The 21,050-nt window shown below is 34.2% G+C and carries 15 protein-coding genes; 2 read left to right on the top strand and 13 right to left on the bottom strand.

The genetic code is table 11. The features are described from left to right. Window positions 1–47: 47 nt before the first annotated feature. The 6 genes from MST30_RS12535 to MST30_RS12510 form a co-directional block, all read right to left on the bottom strand. Window positions 48–1,340 carry a DUF885 domain-containing protein gene (locus MST30_RS12535; protein ID WP_243471744.1) on the bottom strand — a complete coding sequence of 431 codons (1,293 nt, stop codon included), beginning with the start codon at window positions 1,338–1,340 and terminating at the stop codon, window positions 48–50. Beyond that, window positions 1,340–2,230, bottom strand: a complete 891-nt coding sequence (locus MST30_RS12530) for a TolB family protein (RefSeq protein WP_243471743.1) — start codon at window positions 2,228–2,230, stop codon at window positions 1,340–1,342. Before MST30_RS12530 ends, MST30_RS12535 begins: the two co-directional genes overlap by 1 nt. Then, on the bottom strand, window positions 2,230–2,925 hold the full coding sequence (locus tag MST30_RS12525; protein WP_243471742.1) for a S1 family peptidase: 696 nt from the start codon (window positions 2,923–2,925) through the stop codon (window positions 2,230–2,232). Before MST30_RS12525 ends, MST30_RS12530 begins: the two co-directional genes overlap by 1 nt. Window positions 2,926–2,994: 69 nt before the next feature. After that, the gene (locus MST30_RS12520) at window positions 2,995–4,530 is read right to left on the bottom strand and encodes a S41 family peptidase (RefSeq protein WP_243471741.1); all 1,536 of its coding nucleotides are present in this window, start codon (window positions 4,528–4,530) and stop codon (window positions 2,995–2,997) included. Continuing rightward, a complete protein-coding gene (locus MST30_RS12515) occupies window positions 4,530–5,903 on the bottom strand; it encodes a CocE/NonD family hydrolase (protein ID WP_243471740.1) in 1,374 nt (457 codons plus the stop codon). Before MST30_RS12515 ends, MST30_RS12520 begins: the two co-directional genes overlap by 1 nt. A 123-nt stretch (window positions 5,904–6,026) precedes the next feature. Next, on the bottom strand, window positions 6,027–7,130 hold the full coding sequence (locus MST30_RS12510) for a DUF2911 domain-containing protein (RefSeq protein WP_243471739.1): 1,104 nt from the start codon (window positions 7,128–7,130) through the stop codon (window positions 6,027–6,029). A 144-nt stretch (window positions 7,131–7,274) separates the two neighbouring features. Here MST30_RS12510 and MST30_RS12505 point away from each other — a divergent pair, with 144 nt between their 5' ends. Next, window positions 7,275–8,264 carry a helix-turn-helix domain-containing protein gene (locus MST30_RS12505; protein ID WP_243471738.1) on the top strand — a complete coding sequence of 330 codons (990 nt, stop codon included), beginning with the start codon at window positions 7,275–7,277 and terminating at the stop codon, window positions 8,262–8,264. Between the two features lie 186 nt (window positions 8,265–8,450). Here MST30_RS12505 and MST30_RS12500 read toward each other — a convergent pair whose 3' ends face one another. After that, window positions 8,451–9,092 carry a DUF6266 family protein gene (locus tag MST30_RS12500; protein ID WP_243471737.1) on the bottom strand — a complete coding sequence of 214 codons (642 nt, stop codon included), beginning with the start codon at window positions 9,090–9,092 and terminating at the stop codon, window positions 8,451–8,453. Between the two features lie 424 nt (window positions 9,093–9,516). Between MST30_RS12500 and MST30_RS12495 the strand changes: the two genes are divergently transcribed. Further along, on the top strand, window positions 9,517–9,843 hold the full coding sequence (locus MST30_RS12495) for a YegP family protein (protein ID WP_134200220.1): 327 nt from the start codon (window positions 9,517–9,519) through the stop codon (window positions 9,841–9,843). Between the two features lie 940 nt (window positions 9,844–10,783). On the opposite strand, the gene MST30_RS12490 is transcribed toward MST30_RS12495, so the two are convergent. From MST30_RS12490 to MST30_RS12465, 6 genes are all read right to left on the bottom strand, one after another. After that, on the bottom strand, window positions 10,784–11,227 hold the full coding sequence (locus MST30_RS12490; RefSeq protein WP_134200222.1) for a heavy-metal-associated domain-containing protein: 444 nt from the start codon (window positions 11,225–11,227) through the stop codon (window positions 10,784–10,786). 77 nt (window positions 11,228–11,304) lie between these two features. Continuing rightward, complete coding sequence (locus MST30_RS12485) at window positions 11,305–13,080, bottom strand: efflux RND transporter periplasmic adaptor subunit (protein ID WP_243471736.1); 1,776 nt, start codon at window positions 13,078–13,080, stop codon at window positions 11,305–11,307. Next, window positions 13,067–13,552 carry a DUF305 domain-containing protein gene (locus MST30_RS12480; RefSeq protein ID WP_129760632.1) on the bottom strand — a complete coding sequence of 162 codons (486 nt, stop codon included), beginning with the start codon at window positions 13,550–13,552 and terminating at the stop codon, window positions 13,067–13,069. Before MST30_RS12480 ends, MST30_RS12485 begins: the two co-directional genes overlap by 14 nt. Window positions 13,553–13,569: 17 nt before the next feature. Continuing rightward, window positions 13,570–16,071 carry a heavy metal translocating P-type ATPase gene (locus tag MST30_RS12475; RefSeq protein ID WP_243471735.1) on the bottom strand — a complete coding sequence of 834 codons (2,502 nt, stop codon included), beginning with the start codon at window positions 16,069–16,071 and terminating at the stop codon, window positions 13,570–13,572. A gap of 3 nt (window positions 16,072–16,074) precedes the next feature. Beyond that, window positions 16,075–17,298, bottom strand: a complete 1,224-nt coding sequence (locus MST30_RS12470; RefSeq protein ID WP_062618778.1) for a TolC family protein — start codon at window positions 17,296–17,298, stop codon at window positions 16,075–16,077. Then, window positions 17,295–20,996, bottom strand: a complete 3,702-nt coding sequence (locus tag MST30_RS12465; RefSeq protein WP_243471734.1) for an efflux RND transporter permease subunit — start codon at window positions 20,994–20,996, stop codon at window positions 17,295–17,297. The genes MST30_RS12470 and MST30_RS12465 overlap by 4 nt, the downstream gene beginning before the upstream one ends. Between the last annotated feature and the right edge of the window lie 54 nt (window positions 20,997–21,050).

Here is a 21,050-nt window from a genome sequence, read left to right as displayed (position 1 = left end):
TTTCATAATCATTTGCTACAGTAAAGACAAATGCAAAGTATTTAAAATCAATCATTTTTAAGATTAAATTCCAATAGAGACATTGGTATGTCACCATACATCAAAAGTTCTTTATGAAACTTTTGATAGTCAAAACGTTCTTTATCCTTTGCTTCATTTAATAATTTAAAAAACATATCTGAACAATATTTATACGTAATAACTTGGGCTGGCCAACGTTTCATACGAGCTATTTCTCGCCAACCAATATCATCTTGATCAGAGATATGCACTTTCCAAAAAGAAATAGCTTTTTCATCTGACCAACCATAGTAGTTTATACCCACGTCTAAAGCAACTCTGACAGAGCGTATTAAATCCCATTCCCATTTACCATATTCGTCATACAGCGTTTTATAAACACCTAGTTTCTTGCCTAAATACTCTACATAAGCTCCCCAACCTTCTACAAAACCAGAGTACCAAAATAATTGCTGTATATCTGTACGCTCTATAATATCATTAACCATGATTTGATAATGATGTCCTGGAACGCCTTCATGAATATAAATCCAATCTAACTGACGCTTATTAAAGGGCTCATTAAAATAATTGAAGTAGAATGTGCCATTGTTATAATATGCAGGAACATGTGAAAGTGATGCATTGGTACCTTGAGTTATCTCTACATCTGATATCTTGTCGAAATATGGAAAAAAATTTGTTGCTTTCTTTGCAACTTCTCTTTTGGTGTTCTCAAATGCTTGCTGAATATCCTTAATATTATACAAAAAGAATGAAGAGTGTTTTAAATATTCTTGAAATACCTTTTCTGAAAATCCAGATCTAACTTGTATGTCTGTCATACTAGACTTAACTTTTTCAATCTCATCTAATCCAAATTGAAACATAGCATCTGGTGTTACAGTTATATCAACCCACTTCTTCAATAAATAGGCATACCAATTTTTTCCATTCTCAATGGTGTAAATACTCTTTTTATCATCCAATTCTATTGTATTATCCCATTGTTTTTCTAAAGAGATACGTTCTAAATTCAATTCAACTTCGTAATTCATAAGATGATAATCTAAACGCTCATATTCATTTAAGTTTCTAACATCAACATTAGTTAACTGTTTTTCAACCGTTTTAAAAAAAATCTCCTGCTGAATTATATTTTCAATTGGTTTAATAGACTTTAAATTCTGTACATAATTGGCTTGGTGATATGGTATTTGTAATGCTATGTAGTTCTTTGCAAAATCTTTGCGAACAGCTTCAAAGTTTTTATTCTGAGAAAATAATATTTGTGAAACCAATAGAAGAATCACTCTAATATGTAATTTACTATACATCATTACCTCCAATCTTCAGAGTTAAATCGAACTATATAATGATTAAAAAAGGTGTTCTCATCTTTACTACCTCTACTACTAGTAAAAATGAGATATTTACCATCATGTGTTATAAACGGGCTTCCATCATAACCCTCAGAATTAATTTCCTTACCCAACCAAACTGGAACAGACCATTTGCCTTGATTATTAAAACTAATGAACAAATCGGACTTTCCTAGATTCTGTTCTCTTTCAAAACTTGCGAAAATAATATAGGACTCATCTGGCGCCACAAAGGCATCACCTTCTATGTTTTTAGAATTAATATGAGCAGGAAGCGCCTGAGGTGTTACATATGCGCCATTTTTATATTCAGATACATAAAGGTCACTATTACTAGAGCCATGAGGCGTGATGCTAAAATAGATGTTGCCACTTTGGGTTAGCCAAGGGTAGAACTGATTCCCTTCCAAATTGTGATTAAAAAATGGGGTTGGTGCTTGCCATTTGTCATTTTTCCTAGTGGATTTCCAGATATTCCAATCGGAAATGGTATCGTTATTATGCTCTTGCATTAATGAGGAAAACAACATGGTATCTCCGTCATTCGCAACATAAATATCTGAATGTGGGGAACCCTCAGGAAAGCCAATCTTTTCAAGGTTTTTGAAAGCACCATCTTTATAATCCATTTTATGAATGATGGATGCTGATTTGCCCATTTTAGTAAAATAAAACTCCTTGGTCTTAGCTACATAGACATTGTTCCATTGTACAGAGTCTGTAGAGAGTGTTCCTTTTCCTAAAATTACTGGGACTTTGGAATGCTCAAATTGTGCAAAGGGTGAGTCTTCATTTTTACAACTCATTAAGACCAATGCTATTGAAAGTATAACTATTTTTTTCATCATCAATTATTTATAACTGTCTTGAAGTAATCTAACGAAGCGGGTTCAAATATCATTTTGTTTTCTTTCTCATTGAAATATCCCATTGATACTATTCCAACCAACTTTCCTTCCGAATCTAAAAGTGGTCCACCGCTACAACCGTTATAATTACCTTTAGGCACATCAAGTCTTAGATTATTATCGTTTGTTAATCCAATATATTCTGCTTTAACATTTACAGGTTCTACACTTTTATATGGATAACCCAAAAAATGTACCTTATCGCCTATTTTTAATGGTCTATCTCTTATAGAATACACCACTACATCTTTTGGAATATCACCTTCGACTTCAAAAATTAACCAATCTCCTTTTGGAGGCATTTCCAGCTTTTCATTAGTGTCTTCGTTAATAAGTTTTCCTGCCTTTATGACTTTATCTTGTTGGGTTATAGAACTAAAGTTCCATGATTTTAAATCCTCTCCAAAACTAATGGTGTTCATACTATCAGTTTTGGCAAAAAACAATACATGCTTTGCTGTAATACCATATACTTTGTCTTTGTATTTCAATAAAAATCCACTTCCTGCATGAGAATTATCAAACTTTGAATTCTTGAATTTTACATCACAAACAAATACAGAATCTACTTGTGCATTGCTTGTAGTAATACCAAATAAAAGAAATGTACATATAGTGAAGAATAGTTGTTTCATATTTAATTCCATTAATTTAATATTGATTTTATGTTTTTAGATTTTATTTGATTCTTGATTTAGTAATGATTAATCAATATTTAGATTTAACCCTTTCCACTTTAATGATTCAAGCTTTATCTTATTAGAAGAATTTTTAGTATAAGCCAATGCTACACCATCAATATCTGTAGAAAGTATCCCTTCAGATTGGTAATAGAGCTCAGTATAAATCTCAAAAAAGCTTTTCATTTTTCTATTCATGGTTAAGAACAATCTTCCATTAGTGTTCTCAATACTTACTTTTCTTCCTTCGATATTGTAGGTACCTATTAATTGATTTTTTAAGTCAGAAGGAATTGATTGATAAAGTTCTTTTACTTCATAATTGTATACAACATCTAGCCAAGGATCCTGCTCTTTAGCTTTATCGGAATAATTATATTCTACACTTACATCTGGAGATAAAAATGTACTTCTATCCTTTTGCCAACTTGTGTGCCATAATGTATGTGTTAATGAGACTGTTATTCCAGAGTTTGGTAAGGTTATATATTTAATATCTCCAACGGTATTTACTCCTTCAGCAGTTGGTTCTCCTATTAAAATAGCTTTAGTATTTAATTTTAAAATTGAAGCTAGCTCTAAAAGAGTTCCTCGTGTTGCCTTACTAGTAAGAATAAATAGATTTCCTTTTTTATTAATTGTATTTGAATCTCTAAGTAAGTCTGTAAATCTTTTTAGTTTGAAACCATTACCACCTCCACCGTATCGTAGATCTAAGACTATTTTATCAGTTTTATTTGATTTAATAAACGATTCTATATGATTAACAAAATTAGAAAATGATATTCCTTCTTCATTATTTGCAATACGCTGCATTTGTACAAATAATGTTTTGGTGTTTGGCAACATTTCTGACCAGTAGTTCTTCCCTTTATAATCTTTATTGGTAAAACTAAATACCTCATCATTTGGTAATCCTCTCGACAACTGTAAATAGTCATTGATTGTACTACCTTTAATCTGTTTTGTATTTCCGGAAGCAAACTGTAAAGTAACTTCGCTATTACTTCTTCCGAATCCTACTAAATTTAAAACAGAGGGCATTAATCCGTAAACCTGAAATAAGTATTTTTTGTAATACTCATTATCTGCATTTAATAAAGGTTTTAGTTCATTAAAAACCTCATCAACAGTAGCATCATTAATTTTTACAATTTGTTGACCAATGACATCTTTATAGTTTTCAGACGCATCTAGAATAAAAAGTCCGTTGTTAAACCAATATGGTTTTATTGGTAAGACTTCTAAAGCAATACCGTTTTGAAATAAAGGCACATTACAGCCTTCGTCATTAAGCGTATTCAGTAGTTTTTGAATTCCGTAAACTATTTCCAGTTTATTATTACCAATCTGAGAAGTACTGATAACTTCATATATCTCATCAAATGCCTTTTTGTTTTCTGAAAAATGATAAGATGGGACTGTTTTTTCAACTTTCTTTTTTAAAAACTGAAAATCTTCTTGCCACGATTGTTCATCAATTTGAAAATTCACTTCCTGTGAGTTTACTGAGCATGACATAATCACTCCACATAAAACAGTTAAAATCTTGCTTTTCATTACTTTTTAACTTTTGCTTTCATCCATTTAACACTCTCTTTTCCTAATAAGAAACTATAATTGTCACGTGCATGTATCATGTAAGTACCATTTCCTAAAGTTTCAGCATTATGCTGCATTGAGTTAAAGTTTACAAAACCATGGTCAGCCTTCTCAACTACAATAAAGTCTCCTTTCCCACCATTTTTATTAACTATATCAGCTATTTTTCTCGCACCTTTTGGACTGATCGCCTGAATATCAAACTCTCCATACATTGCTAAAACATTGGTCTTTACTTTTGCCCAAGCTTCAGGAATATTTATATCTGCTAAATTTTGCCAAAAGTCGAAATGTCGACCTATGTATTGGTTTTGTCTGAAGTTCAATTCGTTCGCACTAAAAAAGTCTGCATAGGCCTTGTTAGCCAATATCTCTTCCCCAGATAGTTTATTGATCAAGAAATCTTCATTAAACTTTAGATTAACTTTATTGTCTTCCTTTATTTGTGCATCTGACACTCCAAAATGTTTTGGTTGTTTGGTATATAGATCTACCATATAATCGTACCAATTCTGGGCAATACTTCCGTAGGTTAAAATGCCACGAGGTGATTTCATTTCGTTTAAAAGTGGTGCAATGACACCTCCCATTGAATGCCCAAACATAAAGATGTTGTCAGCATCAATTGTTTCTTGTTTCAACAAGTCTTTATAGCCTTCTTTAAACGCAGTAAGCTCTTCATCAAAACTTATTTGCATACAATGCTTGCTACTCTTGCTGTCTCCTACTCCAGGCTTTTCTACTCTATAGACGGCAAACCCAGCATCTACCCAATCTTTCATTAGTTTTTTCATTGGGTTATCATTAGTAGCTGTTTCAACAGAACCACACGTATATCCTTGTAAAAAATAAACTACTGGAGCTTTACGGGCTTGCTTAGGTGTAACTAAAATGCTTCGTAATACATTGCCTTCATAAACTACTTCACCATAGTTAACATCCCCATTTTCAAAAGCTTCTATAGGTCTGCCCAACAAAGCAGTTGATTTAATTTTCTTTGAATTGCCTGAATAAAATTCGGCTTCAATATTATCCCCTTCATACAGCTCATTGGTAATTGTTAAAACATCTTGAATTGTACTAACAGATGAACCATTTAATTTTGTAAGTACATCATCTTGCTTTACTCCTAAATTTGCGAATGTTGAGTTTGGCATAACCGTAGTAATGTGGACTCCTGTTTTAACATAAATATTGTTCTGCATTGCAATACTATCGGTTAATGTTTGCATCATGATACCTAGTAAACCCTTTCTTTTAAGGGTTTGTGCTTCAAAAATATTTTGAGTTAATAACATTATGATTATTAGGCTTATGTATTTTCTTTTCATCTTTTACTTTAGCTTTATTAAGTTTTTAAGAAATGGTATAATCAGGAGCAACTCACAATATTAAATGAAGAAACCATCAACCTTCTATCTTCGTCACTCCCGATTTAATTTTGAACAACTATATTAGTTTTCAGGGATTTTGTAAGTTCCCGTTTCAATTTCTTTTATAATTTCGTTTAATCTTGATTGATATTGTTCTGGCGTTGTCTTTAGTGCTTTTCTGGCATCTTTTAATGCTGCTTTTTTATTGTTCAAGAAATATTGGCTAAGCCCTCTATTCAACTCTAAAAACCATATATCAGGATTTGATTTGAGTGAAATATTGCAATACTCTAATGCATCCTGATAAAAACCATTTTGAAGCAAGAATCTGCTAAAACCATTTGCCTCATAAACTGTAGCATCCAATTTCTTTGCTTCTGCAACAGTATTCTTAACTTCTTCAGTTTTGTTCAACTTTCTTAACAATCTGATCTTAGTTGACATATTCGTTATGTTCTTATCGGCTGCAAAACCTCCATAACCACCATTTATAGAACGATTAGCCCACTCTAATGCTTCCTCTAAATTGGTATTGTGATTTAAACACCATAATGCTGCATCGTTCCAAGCTTGCCAATGATACGTATTAATACCTCGTAATTCACTTCTAAAACTTTCCACAACAGTTGTATTTAAATCAACTTCTACTTTAAACGGAATTCGTTTTTCTCCCCACTCCAATCCAACAACTAAAGAATTTTCTGTTCTGTTTAAGAATTCATAATCTAATTGTTCTGATTTTGCACAAGATTCTGGTTGCACAGTTACTTTTAGACTTATATCCTTCTCCTTATCTAAATAATAGCTTCCCCATTGATCATGGTTGTGAGCAAATAATAAAGTATATGTGTCATTTTTAGGAATGATATGAAACCCATATATGCCTGCTTTTAACAACTGTCCTTCAACTAGTACATCTGTAGAAAATTCTATAGTAGTACCCATATTCGCACCAGCTCTCCAAGCTATAGGATTTCCTCCCTGAGGGATAATATTAGAGTTGTTCCAGACGTCTCTTCCTCTAAGTGCAGGACTACTGTAATTAATTGTAATATCTGTAACTCCTAATCTTTGACTTACTTTCACTTTAGGGCTTACCTGAGGTATATTAAGTGTATGAAATTGCCCATACGAAACAATAGTTATTAAAAATGTGATTGATGATAAGTAAATAGCTTTCTTCATTTTTTTATTTTTAAATTTTAAAGCGAATCTAGGTCTAGACAAATACTTTTATCTCCTAATTCCTGAAATATGGAGATAGATTTATGAGCATTTTAACAAATCATACATCTTATTTCTAGATATATTTGTGGAAACATAAAATTGATGAATACCTCTATTACACTGATTATATTTTCTAGTATTGCAGTAACCTCGTGTGTTTTTTTAGCAAGTTATTTTTTGTTCATAAAAAAAGAACATAGACTAAAAGATCTTACTTTAGGACTACTCTTTGTTGCAATAGCTTTTAGGATTTCAAAATCAATTTTTTATTATTCGCTTCCTGAGATTTCTTCTGTAGGTATTGCTTTAGGTTTCTTTGGGTTTGCCTGTATAGGTCCCTTGGCATTACTGTATTTCTCTATCAGTAAATCAAATAATACAAAACTAAATCCCATAGCTTTTTTACATCTCATATTTCCAATCGTTGGCTTTACAGTTATTGTTGTTAACAGAAATCTTGGCTATGAAATGTATTTGCTAGCCAATATCAGTTTAGCCAGTTATCTGGGCTACATTGGAGCTAAATTTATATTTAAGTCAGATTTATCGAGTAAATGGCTTAACGCTTTGTTTTATGGGTTGGTAGCTTTATCAGCAATATTGATCTATCAGCTTTTAGGAGAAACCATAACTAATTATGCCATTGGAATCGGGTTATCGTCTTTGGTTATATATTTCTTATTCTTTTATGCTTTACAATCGCCATCAGTAATTAAAAAAGCCAATAAAGTATTACCAAAATCTCTGCTGCAAAAAATAACCTCTGCAATAGAAGATGATAATATATACCTGCAGCCAGCAATTACTTTAGCAAAATTTGCTGAAGCTATCGACACACCAACCTATTTAGTATCTAGAGCTACAAAGTCTATTTATAAAAAAAGTTTTCCTGAAGTCATCAATAGTTTTAGAATCAAGTCTATTACAGAAAAATTATCAAAACCAGATCATGCCAATGAAAAAATTGAAGATCTAGCATACGATGTTGGTTTTAATACCTCTTCAGCTTTTTACAATGCATTTAAGAAAGAAACTTCAATGTCGCCTAGAGCATATCAAAAAGCGATACAAGAAAAAGCTTATAAAAAATAGATCTATTTACCGATACAATATGTAATTATCCTTGATTTTACGATAGTTACAGCATTTGGGCAACAAATAGGATACAAAAAATGCATAAAAGAGTAAAACAAGAGCAATCATTAATAAATTCACTTACGAATATAACATAAAAAAACCGCTCGATTTGAGCGGTTTTCAAATAAAAGCACCAAGCTATTAATTGGCTATCCCAGAGCCTAAATAAGTACTGTTTGATACTTGGCTACCATCGGCAGTTATAAATGCCATAAATAGCTCTACAGTATCTCCTGCGTAGGTTGTTGGAATTGCAACAATTTGGGTCCCTACTGTTCTGTCTGCTCCATCTGTTAAAGAAATAGATTCTTTCTTTGATGGATTGTAAACCAATAACATTGCTTTATCGGTAGCGTTGGCGTTACCTTCAGCAGAGTTATCATCCCAGTTAAAAGTTACCTCTCCAGGTGTTGCAAGATCTGTAGAAGGGTTCAAAGCAGTTGATAAACCGCCTCTACTTACTAATGCGGTTGCATAATCCACCTCAAAGTCTGGTTCGACTCCTGTAATGGCATTATTCAACACATAAGACATCGCAGCATTAAATGCTGTTTTCTTCACTGCTAAAAACTTATATCCTTTTTGGATGAATGGTTTTACAGCCTGAATAAATTCTAAAGTCACAGTAAACTTGGTTCTTTGGTTTACCTGACCTACTGTTCTTGGATTGGCTACACTTGAAGGTTTAATTCTGATGTAGTCAATACCTTTCCAGCTTCCACCGATAATGTTTCCAACCTTACCGGAAAGCCCTCCTAAAATTCCTTGAGCAATTTTACCCATAACATAAATGATTTAAATGAAACTTACTTTTCTTCGGACTTGGTACGGACTTGACACGAAGTTGTACATTCCGTTGAAATATATGGCAACTTTTATGCTATTCGTTAGATATGGATTTTGTTGCTTTAGATTGCTTCCTTTTGCATCAGAAATAAAAAAATGAATATTTTTTTTACAAAGAAAAAGAGAAAAAAGAAAGCCGTTTCTTTGATGGCGTTGACATACTGTCAAGTTTTTTGGAAAAAATATTGCTGATGGAAAGGGTTTTGAAATTTGCGCCTTACCAAAGGTGCAAGATTTTTTTCAAAACCCGTAGGGCTTGAACTTTATAGTATGATGAGCGTAGGATGAAGGTAGCCATCTATCTTTGCAATCTTTTTTTTCCTTTTCCGTATATTTAAGGATAATTATAAATAAAAGCATTATGGCAAAATTTGAAGTATATCAAGATGCTCGAAATGAGTATCGTTTTAGGTTAAAAGCTAACAATGGTCAAACCATATTAGCAAGTGAAGGTTATTCAGCAAAAGCTGGTTGTATGAATGGTATTGAATCTGTTCGGAAAAATTCGCAAGATGATAGTAAATTCGATAGAAAAATATCAAGTAATGGTAAACATTATTTCAATTTAAAAGCCAGTAATGGACAAGTGATTGGGACCAGTGAAATGTATGAGTCTTCCTCTGGAATGGAAAATGGTATAGCTTCTGTTAAAACTAATGCTCCAAATGCTTCTGTTGTGGAAGTTTAAGTTTAAACTAAAATCAACACCATAATAGTAAAGCCCTCTTTTCGAGGGTTTTCTTTTTTCGACAATGTTTCTTTAGCAGGTAATCGCGTAGCGTATGGCGATAGCCATAATAGCGAGCCGCCAGCGAGTTGAGCAAGGGTGGTGTGGGAAAATAGCCCGATAGGGCTACCACACCTACGTTGAAAACGCAAGGGTGGCGCAGGTTTTTGATGCCGGTGGCTTTAGCGTGGGTGTAGCGTGGGAAAGCAAGTGTAACAATTGAATGAAGCTATTGAAGGGTGGCTACCTTTTTTAAATTTTAGCAATTGTGAGTGCTTAACGCTATTTAATTATAAGGATTTAAGTAGATTAAGGAAATTGAGGATTATAAAATTTACTAACGAGCAATTGCCAATTTAAAAATGGGTTGTGTCGTGGCTGAAATAGCTGACTGAATGCGTTACTCTTGCTGTGCGTTTGCAATATAGAATAATCCGCTTTTGGGTTTTAAAATCTATTTAATCAGCTATTAAAGCGGTTTTAAAAGTATGCGCATACTTCAAATTTCTTGAAGCGGTTATTGTATATGCAAAATGGCTGCCTTCAAAAACTGTGACACCCTGATTAGCCCGCAGCGAACAGCAGGCGAGCCAAATTATTAAGCAGCGGTTGTACCCCAATTTATGTTTTGTGTGCCACGAGCACACACCTTATTGGGGTTTGGGGTGCAAGAGTAGCTGCGGGTGAGGAAGTTGTGTAGTGTGTGAAGTAAAGCAAATACATAGTGCTAACGAGGATGTGTCACCGCAGTAGTGCTATGTATGGTAAGCACCAATGCAACGCATTTGTGATTATGCTTTATGGAACAAAATGGAACAACTGACGAACACCTTATTACCTGCCCTTTTAAAATTAAAATGTAAAAAAAGAGCCTTCCGAAAAAGACTCTTAAATTATTTGCTTAATGATCGTGATTTGAATGGACATCACTTTTCATTTCACCAGATTGATTCATCATCATTTCGTGATCGTATTGGCAACAACCAGGTAAATTTTTATAGGCTTCTTCATTTCCTGCTACTTTTTCAGTATCATACCCTGAAGCTGCGATTGCATTATGAATTGCCATTGCATCTGTTTTGGTATCATCAAAAGAAACATCAATTTTCTTTTTATCAACATCCCAATTGGCACTTGCCACACCTTCTACACTATTGGCTGCTTTTTCAATGGTAGTTTTACACATACCACAATTACCTCTTACGCCAAAAGATAAATCTGTCATTGCGATTTCTTTTGATACTTCCGTTGTTGTAGTTTCTTCAACTTTTTTAGTTTCGTTTTTACAACTTGTTAATCCCATAGCTACTATTACAGCTACACTTAAAATTACTTTTTTACTCATAATTTCCATTTTTTTTAATTTGTTTTCGTGAATCTTCGATTTCATTGTTTAAAAATTTAATTATTATCTGTGTTTATTTATTCTATTGTTTGTTTAACCTCACCACATTTAAGCATTGCATCACCAAAATATGGATTCAAGATTTGTTCTTCTTTACTTAACCAATAGGCTCCGTTATTGTTATCTGCCATAGGGCAAAATTCTACATATACCTTTTCATTTACACCAAATATTTGAACCGCTTTTATTAAATGTGATGATAAATGTTTAAAATGGTCTCTTTGTGATTTTATATCGGACGTTTCAGAAATTGAAGTTGCAGAAGATTTTATTTCATCTACTAATGGCATCCAATGATTGTGCGCTTCATCTTTAAGCAATTTCATATCTACCCTACTCAAATTTGATAGTAAAGATGATGCATTTTGTGAACTACCTTTTGAGTCTTCTTTTACTAAAGCATCTTTTAAATTGATGTAATCATTGTATACCTCTTTTAATTGCTCTTGAAATTTCTCTGATACTTTTAAGCGTTCATTCATATTAGTATGGTCACTTTCATTTTTTGATGTATTATTATCCATACCTAAATGACCTTCGTGACCTGTCATTGTTTTACCACCTTGCTTGTTCATCATTGACTTTTTGCCCTGTAGTTGTGCAGCAGCATCCACCGTAAACGTTCCGTTGGTAACAATTTCATTTCCTGTAAATAATCCCTCTAATACCTCATAATTATCACCGATTTTTTTACCTAAAGCCACTTCTTTCAATTCAAAAACAGGTTCGTTTGGATTTGATTTGATATAGACTACAGAACGTTCACCTGTCCAAAGTACTGCTGACGATGGTATCGTTATTACTTCTTTTGCATTGGTTTTAGTACTTTCAATTTCTGCGGTTACAAACATTCCTGGTTTAAAAATGGCTTCTTTATTATTTAAAACCACACGTAAATCTACAGTACGAGTTTTGGTATTTAAAATTGGGTCTATAAAATCTACTTTTCCTTTAAATTGTTTATTAGGATAAGCATTGGTAATTATATTAACTTCTTGCCCTTTCTTGAATTGTTCAATTTGATTTTCATACACATCAAAATTTGCCCAAACCGTATTGAGATTAGCAATTTTCAACAAAGGCTGACCTTGCTTAATATAATCGCCTTGTTCCACTAATTTTTCAGTCACCGTGCCTGAAACGGTAGCATACACAGGGAAATTTTCAATGACTTTTCCAGAGGATTCAATTTGGTTGATTTGAGTTTCAGACAATTTCCAAAGCTTTAATTTATTACGAACCGCTTTGTATAAAGCAGGTTGCGATGCTTTTAAAGAAGCCGCTGTAATCAATTCTTGTTGAGCTGCATATAATTCTGGTGAATAGATTGTTGCCAACAATTGACCTTTACGTACTTCTTCACCTGTAAAACTGATATTCAACCGTTCAATTCTACCAGAAAAATAACTCACTTGTACTGCATTGGCTTCTTCATTTTCAGCTATTTTACCCGATAGTTTTATGATTCCATTTTCGACTGAACCATTACCTACAATTGTAGTTTGAATGTTTGCTAAAGCCATTGCATTAGCTGTTAATTTAAACTGGTCTGCTGTTAATCCATCTGCACCAGCCTCGGCAGGAATTAAGTCCATTCCACAAATGGGACAATCGCCTGGTTCTGGTTGCATAATTTGTGGATGCATAGAGCACGTCCATAATTGATTAGTTTGTGTAACTTCATTTTGATTATGGTCTGCTGCTTCTTTTGATGAACCACCAAATAGCAACCAACCTAATAATAAACCAACTGCTAATATTCCTAAATAGATTAGTATCTTATTTGTTTTCATTTTCTAATCGTTTTATCATTGCTTTCATTTCTTCTATTTCCTTGCGTTGTGCTTCAATAATATCTTCTGCCAGTTTTTTTACTTCTGGGTCTTGAATATCTGCCCTTTCACTTGTTAAAATAGCGATAGAGTGATGAGGAATCATTGCTTTCATCCAAAGGACATCACCAATAATTGGTGCTTGTGCTCTTACTAACCCTAAAGCCCCTATAAACAGAATAAAACTACCTGCAAGAATTGCTATATTTTTCTTTCTATCATTATACATTTTTCGCATAAAAAACCACATTATTACTGCCATTGCTGAAATACCCAAGCAAGTCATATAGAATCTTGTTAAACTAAAATACACATGGTCTATTGAATAGGTATTTAAATACATTGTAATGTACATTGCTACAAATGAGCAAGCCAACATTATAAAGAAGGTTTTATAGTTTCCTTTGTTTGAGTGTTCTTTTGAATTTTCCATATTATTTAATTTTATGGTTATACTTTAATTGTTCTTAATCGTAATGCATTACCTATAACTGAAACTGAACTAAAACTCATTGCCAAAGCTGCAATCATAGGTGATAATAATATTCCAAAGAATGGAAATAACACACCTGCTGCAATAGGCACACCTAATGTGTTATAGATAAGAGCAAAAAATAGATTTTGTTTGATGTTCTTCATTACTGCACTACTTAAATGACGGGCTTTTACAATACCGTGTAAATCGCCTTTTACCAAGGTTATCATTGCACTTTCAATAGCGACATCTGTTCCTGTACCCATTGCAATCCCTACATCACTTTTTGCCAATGCCGGTGCATCGTTAATACCATCGCCTGCCATAGCAACCACTTTACCTTCATTTTGAAGTTTCTCAACTTCTTTTAATTTGTCTTCGGGTAACATACTCGCTTTAAAATCTGCTAGATTTAATTCTGATGCTACTGCTTGTGCAGTATCGTGATTATCGCCTGTAAGCATTATTACATCAACCCCTTTGCTTTGCAATTCTTGTATAGCTTTTGCACTGGTATCTTTTATTTTATCTCCTATAACAACATATCCTACAACGGTTTCATCTAATGATAAATAAGAAACTGTCTTACCTTGTTTTTGGTAAGATTTAGCTTCGTCTTTCATTTTAGAAGTAATATCTGCTTTGGCATATTCCATCATTTTTGGATTACCTAAAGCTATTTTTTTACTATCAATTTCAGCTTCAACACCTTTTCCTGTAACTGCACTAAAATTGGTTGATTTTAGAATTTCGGCATTATGTTCTTTACCGTATTTAACGGTTGCTTCTGCTAATGGGTGTTCGCTATTAGTATTTAAGGAAACTATAAAATTTAACACCTCATTTTCACTAAAACCATTTCCAAAAGCGCCTACTTTTTCAACTGTTGGTTTGCCTTCCGTTATTGTTCCTGTTTTATCCACAATAAGGGTATTTACCTTATTCATTTTTTCAAGAGCTTCGGCATTTTTAATCAATACACCATTTTGAGCACCTTTGCCCACACCAACCATTACAGACATTGGTGTTGCTAAACCTAACGCACAAGGACACGCGATAATCAAAACAGCAATAGCATTGACCAACGCATATACATAGGCAGGTTCTGGTCCCCAAATAGCCCAAACAATAAAAGTGATAACAGAAATAATGACTACCACAGGTACGAAGTAACCCGATACTTTATCTGCAAGATTTTGAATAGGGGCACGACTTCTACTAGCATCGTTTACCATATGTATGATTTGGGAAAGTAATGTGTCGCTACCTACTTTTTCCGCTTTCATCAAAAAGGCTTGGTTGCCATTTATTGTACCGCTACTGACTTTATCTTCTTTAACCTTATTAACTGGGATAGGTTCACCAGTAATCATTGATTCGTCAATACTGGTTTCTCCCTCTGTAATAATACCATCAACAGGGATTTTATCACCTGGTTTTACTTTAAGAATATCGTTAAGTTCTATCTTGTCAATACTCACTTCAACCTCTTCACCATCAACTATTTTTATAGCTTTGTTAGGTGCTAATTTCAGTAATTCTTTTACAGCGGAATTGGTTTTACTATGCGCACGAGCTTCCAATAATTGACCTAACAATACCAAGGTTAAAATAACTGTTGCCGCCTCAAAATACACGTGAACTGCTCCCGATTCGGTTTTAAACTCATTAGGAAATACATCAGGAAACACCATACCAATCACACTAAATAACCACGCTACACCTGCACCTATACCAATAAGTGTAAACATATTGAGGTTCCACGTTTTAATGCTTTTGTAAGCTCGTTCAAAGAACATCCAAGTTGCATAAAATACCACTGGAATGGATAAAACGAATTGTACCCAATTCCAATATTTCTGTTCCATTATATCGTATAAGGGATTGCTTTGTAGCATTTCGCTCATTGCAATCAAGAAAATTGGTAAGGTAAATGCTGTGGCAATCCAAAACTTTTTCAATAGTTTTTTATAGGTCTTTTCTTCTGCTGAAAGGTCAGGTTGCATTGGTACTAAATCCATACCGCAAATGGGACAGGAACCTGCTTCATCTTTTACAATTTCAGGATGCATTGGACACGTCCATTGTTCTGCATTTGATGTTGATAGATTTTGTTCTTCAACCAAATCCATTCCGCATACAGGACAATCGCCTGATTTATCGTAGGTTTTATCACCCTCGCAATGCATTGGGCAGTAAAAAGTACCTGTTCCTTTGCCTTTTTGGGTTTTCTCCGTTTTCTGTTTTGAATGATGATGATGTTCCCCTTGGTTATGAATGCTGTATCTACCACCATCATCTTTTAAGGCCTTTTGAAAGATTTCTAACGGAATATGCTTTTCCATTTCGATGGTAGCTTCGGCTTTTTCAAGGTTAACAGTTACTTTTGAAACGCCTTGTACTTTTGAAAGTGTTTCCTCTACGTGAGTACGACAACCGTTACAAGTCATTCCGTGTATATGATATGTATGTTTCATTGTTTACTGAATTAAATAATTAATTATGGCACTTTGAACATAGTAGGACTTAACAGATTCTATTTGGTTCATTTGAAACTTTAATTGCAATTCCTGTATATCCAAAACATCATTAAAATCAATGTTTCCTGTTTCGTAGCTTTTGATTAAAATATCTTCTGCATCTTTAGCCTGTTTTAAGTTTTTGGTTTGGGTGGCATAACTAATTCTTGCAGAAATTCGTTCGTTAATGGCTTTGCTTAAAAGGGTTTCCAAAGTATTTAAGCGTTCTTGTTTTTGTGAAAGAATTTCTTGTTGTTGCAACTCATTCTGTTTGGTTTGTGATTTGTACTTTTTGTTGAATATTGGAATTGATACTGATACCATTGGCATTATAATGTCTTTTCCGTTATCGCTAAAATCCATATCTGGTCGCTTCTCAACATTGATATAATCCAACCCAAAGCCAATCATCGGACTGCTTTCTTTTTGGTTTAATAATTCGGATTGTTCTACGGATTGGTAGAGTTTATCATATTTGAGCAGTTCAGGATGCAATGCTAAATTTTGAGTTGTAGTATCAAAGTCTTCTAAAGGCATCATCAATTCTTCGATTTCGTTTACCACAACATCATTTTCTCTATTCAATAGATTATTAAAATTAGTTTGTTCCGCTAAAAACTGTTGTTGCAATACATCTTTTAATTGTTGCATTTCGTTTTGACGCATTTGCAAACGTAATACATCTACTGCTGACGCCTTACCTACCTCAACAGAAGTCAATGCCATTGTTTCATAGGTTTCCAACAATTTAATATTATCACTCAACACTTGCTGTTTTGCTTGGTTTGCATACAGATTGTAATAGGATTGAGATACCGAAGCCATTAGTTTACGTTTGGCAATAACAATCTCTTCATACTTCGCATCTGCAAGTGATGTTACATAATCTTCACGAGAGGTAATTGTACCAAACCAAGGCAACATTTGTTTTGCTGATACTTTAAACCGTTGTGCGCCTGTTCGTGTTTCGGGTTCGCTAACAAAGTAGCCAACACCAAATTCTGTATTTGGAATGGTATTGACTTCGTTTACTTTTTCTGAAACTCTTTTGTATTGCAACTCGAATTTTTGAATCTCGGGATTGTTCTCTAACGCCTCGTTAATTAATGTTTCTAATTGTTGGGCGTTTCCTTTGAGACAAAAGAGAATAGAAAAAAGAAAAAAGACTGTTTTTATAGATTTCATTTTGATGCACTTTTAAGTTGAACTTCGGCTTTCCAGCTATACAAAACTGGTACAACAAACAAGGTGATTAAAGCGATAAGCATTCCGCCAAAACTTGGTATGGCCATAGGAATCATTATATCGCTTCCTCGTCCTGTTGATGTGAGTACAGGCAAGAGTGCTAAAATGGTTGTTGCTGTAGTCATTAAACACGGTCTAATACGCTTCTCGCCTGCTTCTACAATAGAGGCTCTAATTTCCTTTTTTGTTTCTGGTGAATTTCTGTCAAATGTTTGTGTTAAATAGGTTGCCATTACTACTCCGTCATCGGTTGCTATACCAAATAGAGCAATGAAGCCTACCCAAACAGCTACACTTAAATTAATGGTGTGCATTTGGAATAAATCACGTAGGTTTTCACCAAAGACACTGAAGTTTAAAAACCACGATTGTCCGTATAACCATATCATTAAAAAGCCACCTGCAAAAGCTACTGCAATCCCTGTAAAAACCATTAAGGATGTACCCACCGAACGGAATTGGAAATACAGAATTAAGAAGATGATAGCCAATGCTAATGGTACAACTACCGATAAGGTTTTTTCGGCACGTAATTGGTTTTCGTAAGTTCCTGTAAATTGATAGTTAATGCCTTTTGGAACTATTAATTCGCCTGCATCAATCTTACTTTGTATCATGGCTTGTGCATTTTCTACTACATTTACTTCTGCATAGCCATCCATTTTATCAAACAACACATAGCCTACTAAAAAGGTGTCTTCACTTTTAATGACTTGTGGCCCTTGCTCGTAACGAATGGTTGCCAATTCGCTTAAAGGTACAGGACTACCTTTTTCAACAGGCACGTAAATTTGCTGTAAATCGGTTGGGTTGGCTCTTAATTCTCTTGGGTAGCGCACACGAACGCCATAACGCTCACGACCTTCCACGGTTTGGGTTAAGGACATACCACCAACAGCTACTTTTAATACGTTTTGCACCTCTTCAATACTTACACCATAACGTGCAATTTTTTCTCTATCAATATCAATTAGCAAATACGGTTTACCCACAATACGGTCTGCAAAAACGGCTTCATCCTTTACACCTTCAGCTTCTTTTAAAATGGTTTCTAACTGCATTCCAAAAGCTTCAATTTCTTTTAAATCTTGCCCTTTTATTTTGATTCCCATTGGTGCACGCATTCCTGTTTGTAGCATTACCAATCGGGTTTCAATAGGTTGTAGTTTTGGTGCTGATGTGACGCCTGGTAATTTGGTGACTTTTACAATTTCGTTCCAAATATCGTCTGGTGATTGTATTTCTGGTCGCCAGTTTCGGTAAAACTCGCCATCATCGTCTGGGATTAATTGTTCTTTTACATTTAGAGATTGCCACGCTTCACGTTGTTCCGCTCGCAATGACATTCCGTTTTTTAATACATACTCACCATCATTGTTGACCTTATAGCGTTGACGCCCTCCTTTATCATTCAGCATATATTCAGGTTTGTATTGAATGATGTTTTCATACATTGATAATGGTGCAGGATCTAAAGCTGATTCTGTTCTTCCTGCTTTACCCACAACGGTTTCAATCTCTGGAATACTGGCTACTGCCATATCCAATTGCTGTAAAACGCGCTTATTTTCTTCTACTCCAGAGTGTGGCATTGAAGTTGGCATTAATAGAAAAGAACCTTCGTTTAAGGATGGCATAAACTCTTTACCTGTGTTTTTCATTATGAAAAAGCCTGCTATGACAATTGCTGTAGGTATGGAAAGAAATAATAATTTATTGTCTAAACACCATCTTAAAATACGTGTGTAGTATTTAATGAATAATCCAAATACACCTAACAAGCCAAAACAAATAATAGCTACAAAAATGAGGTTTAAGAAGATGCTTTCGTTTACTCCTAACGGTCGCCAATATTCTGCTAATAAGAATACAATTGCCGAAGCAGAAATGATGATGTTGGCAAAGTTTGCTTGTTTATCTGAAATCTTGTTTTGAAGATTTAATAAAGCTGTGACACCAAAAGCGATGAGTATGACACCTAACCAATATCCATAAATTATTGCTGCTATTCCTAATACTATTAAAACACCGTTTAAAGCATATTTAAAATGTTTTTGAATGCTCTTTTTTCGGAATAAAAAGGCCGCAAACGGTGGTATTAGAAATAAGGCTACAATTATGGACGCTGTTAAAGCAAAGGTTTTAGTAAATGCTAATGGTCTAAATAGTTTTCCTTCTGCACCAATCATTGTAAATACAGGAATAAAACTGATAATGGTTGTCATTACTGCGGTTACGATTGCACCAGATACTTCTGCTGTTGCGTTGTAAACGACTGTGTTTATTGGTAATTTGTTTTCGTTTTCGTCTAAATGCCTTACGATGTTTTCTGAAAGTATGACACCAACATCTACCATTGTACCAATAGCAATAGCAATGCCTGATAGTGCTACAATATTGGCATCGACACCAAAGAGCTTCATTGCTATAAATACCATTAACACCGCAACAGGTAATAGCCCTGAAATCAATACGGAAGCACGAAGATTAAATACCATTATGATAATGACCAAAATGGTAATGAGTATTTCTAAAGTTAAGGCTTCATTGAGTGTACCCAATGTTTCTTGAATCAATTCTGTACGGTCGTAAAATGGTACTATAGTTACTTGTGATGTTCTACCATCTGCCAACGTTTTTGTAGGTAGTCCTGCGCTTAATTCGTTTATTTTGGCTTTTACATTATTAATCACTTCCATTGGGTTAGCGCCATAACGTGCTACTACAACACCACCAACCACTTCTGCACCTTCTTTGTCTAAAATTCCACGTCTTGTTGCAGGACCTAAAGACACTTTTGCCACATCTTTAATTTTGATAGCTGTGTAATCTTCTGAAGTTACAACTGCATTTTCGATGTCTGCTATGGATTTCACATAACCCAAACCACGTACCAGATATTCGGCTTGATTGATTTCTAAAGTCTGTGCTCCAATATCTCGGTTACTTTCTTTAACTGCTTTTACAATATGGTGCAAGCCAATATTATATTGACGCATTAACTCTGGGTTTACATCAACTTGATATTCTTGCACGTAACCACCAATAGATGCAACTTCAGATACACCACTTGCAGATGACAATGCATATTTTACATAGTAATCTTGAATACTACGTAATTCGTGCAAATCCCAACCACCCGTTACATTTCCATTTTCATCACGACCTTCGAGTGTGTACCAAAATATTTGACCTAATCCTGTAGCATCTGGTCCCAAAGCAGGATTAACACCATCAGGTAATAAACCACTTGGTAAGGAATTTAGTTTTTCGAGAATGCGACTTCGACTCCAGTAAAACTCTATATCTTCTTCAAAAATGATGTAGATACTGGAAAAGCCAAACATAGACGAGCTACGAATGGTTTTTACTCCAGGAATACCCAATAATGATGTGGTTAATGGATAGGTAATTTGGTCTTCTATATCTTGTGGTGAGCGACCATCCCATTTGGTAAAAACGATTTGTTGGTTTTCGCCTATATCTGGTATGGCATCTACAGCAACTGGATTACTTGGTAAGAAACCAGTATCCCTATTGAAAGGTGCATTAACCGTTCCCCATCCTACAAAAAGGACGAGTAGCAGAACTGCAACGAGTTTATTTTCTATTAAAAATTTGATGCTTTTATTGAGCATTGGCTTTGATTATTAAACAGTTAGACATTGGTGTAAGAAAAACACCGAATACAG

Origin of the sequence: Winogradskyella sp. MH6, from assembly GCF_022810765.1 — a bacterium.
GTDB lineage: Bacteria > Bacteroidota > Bacteroidia > Flavobacteriales > Flavobacteriaceae > Winogradskyella.
This window is presented reverse-complemented; position numbering and strand designations above follow the sequence as displayed.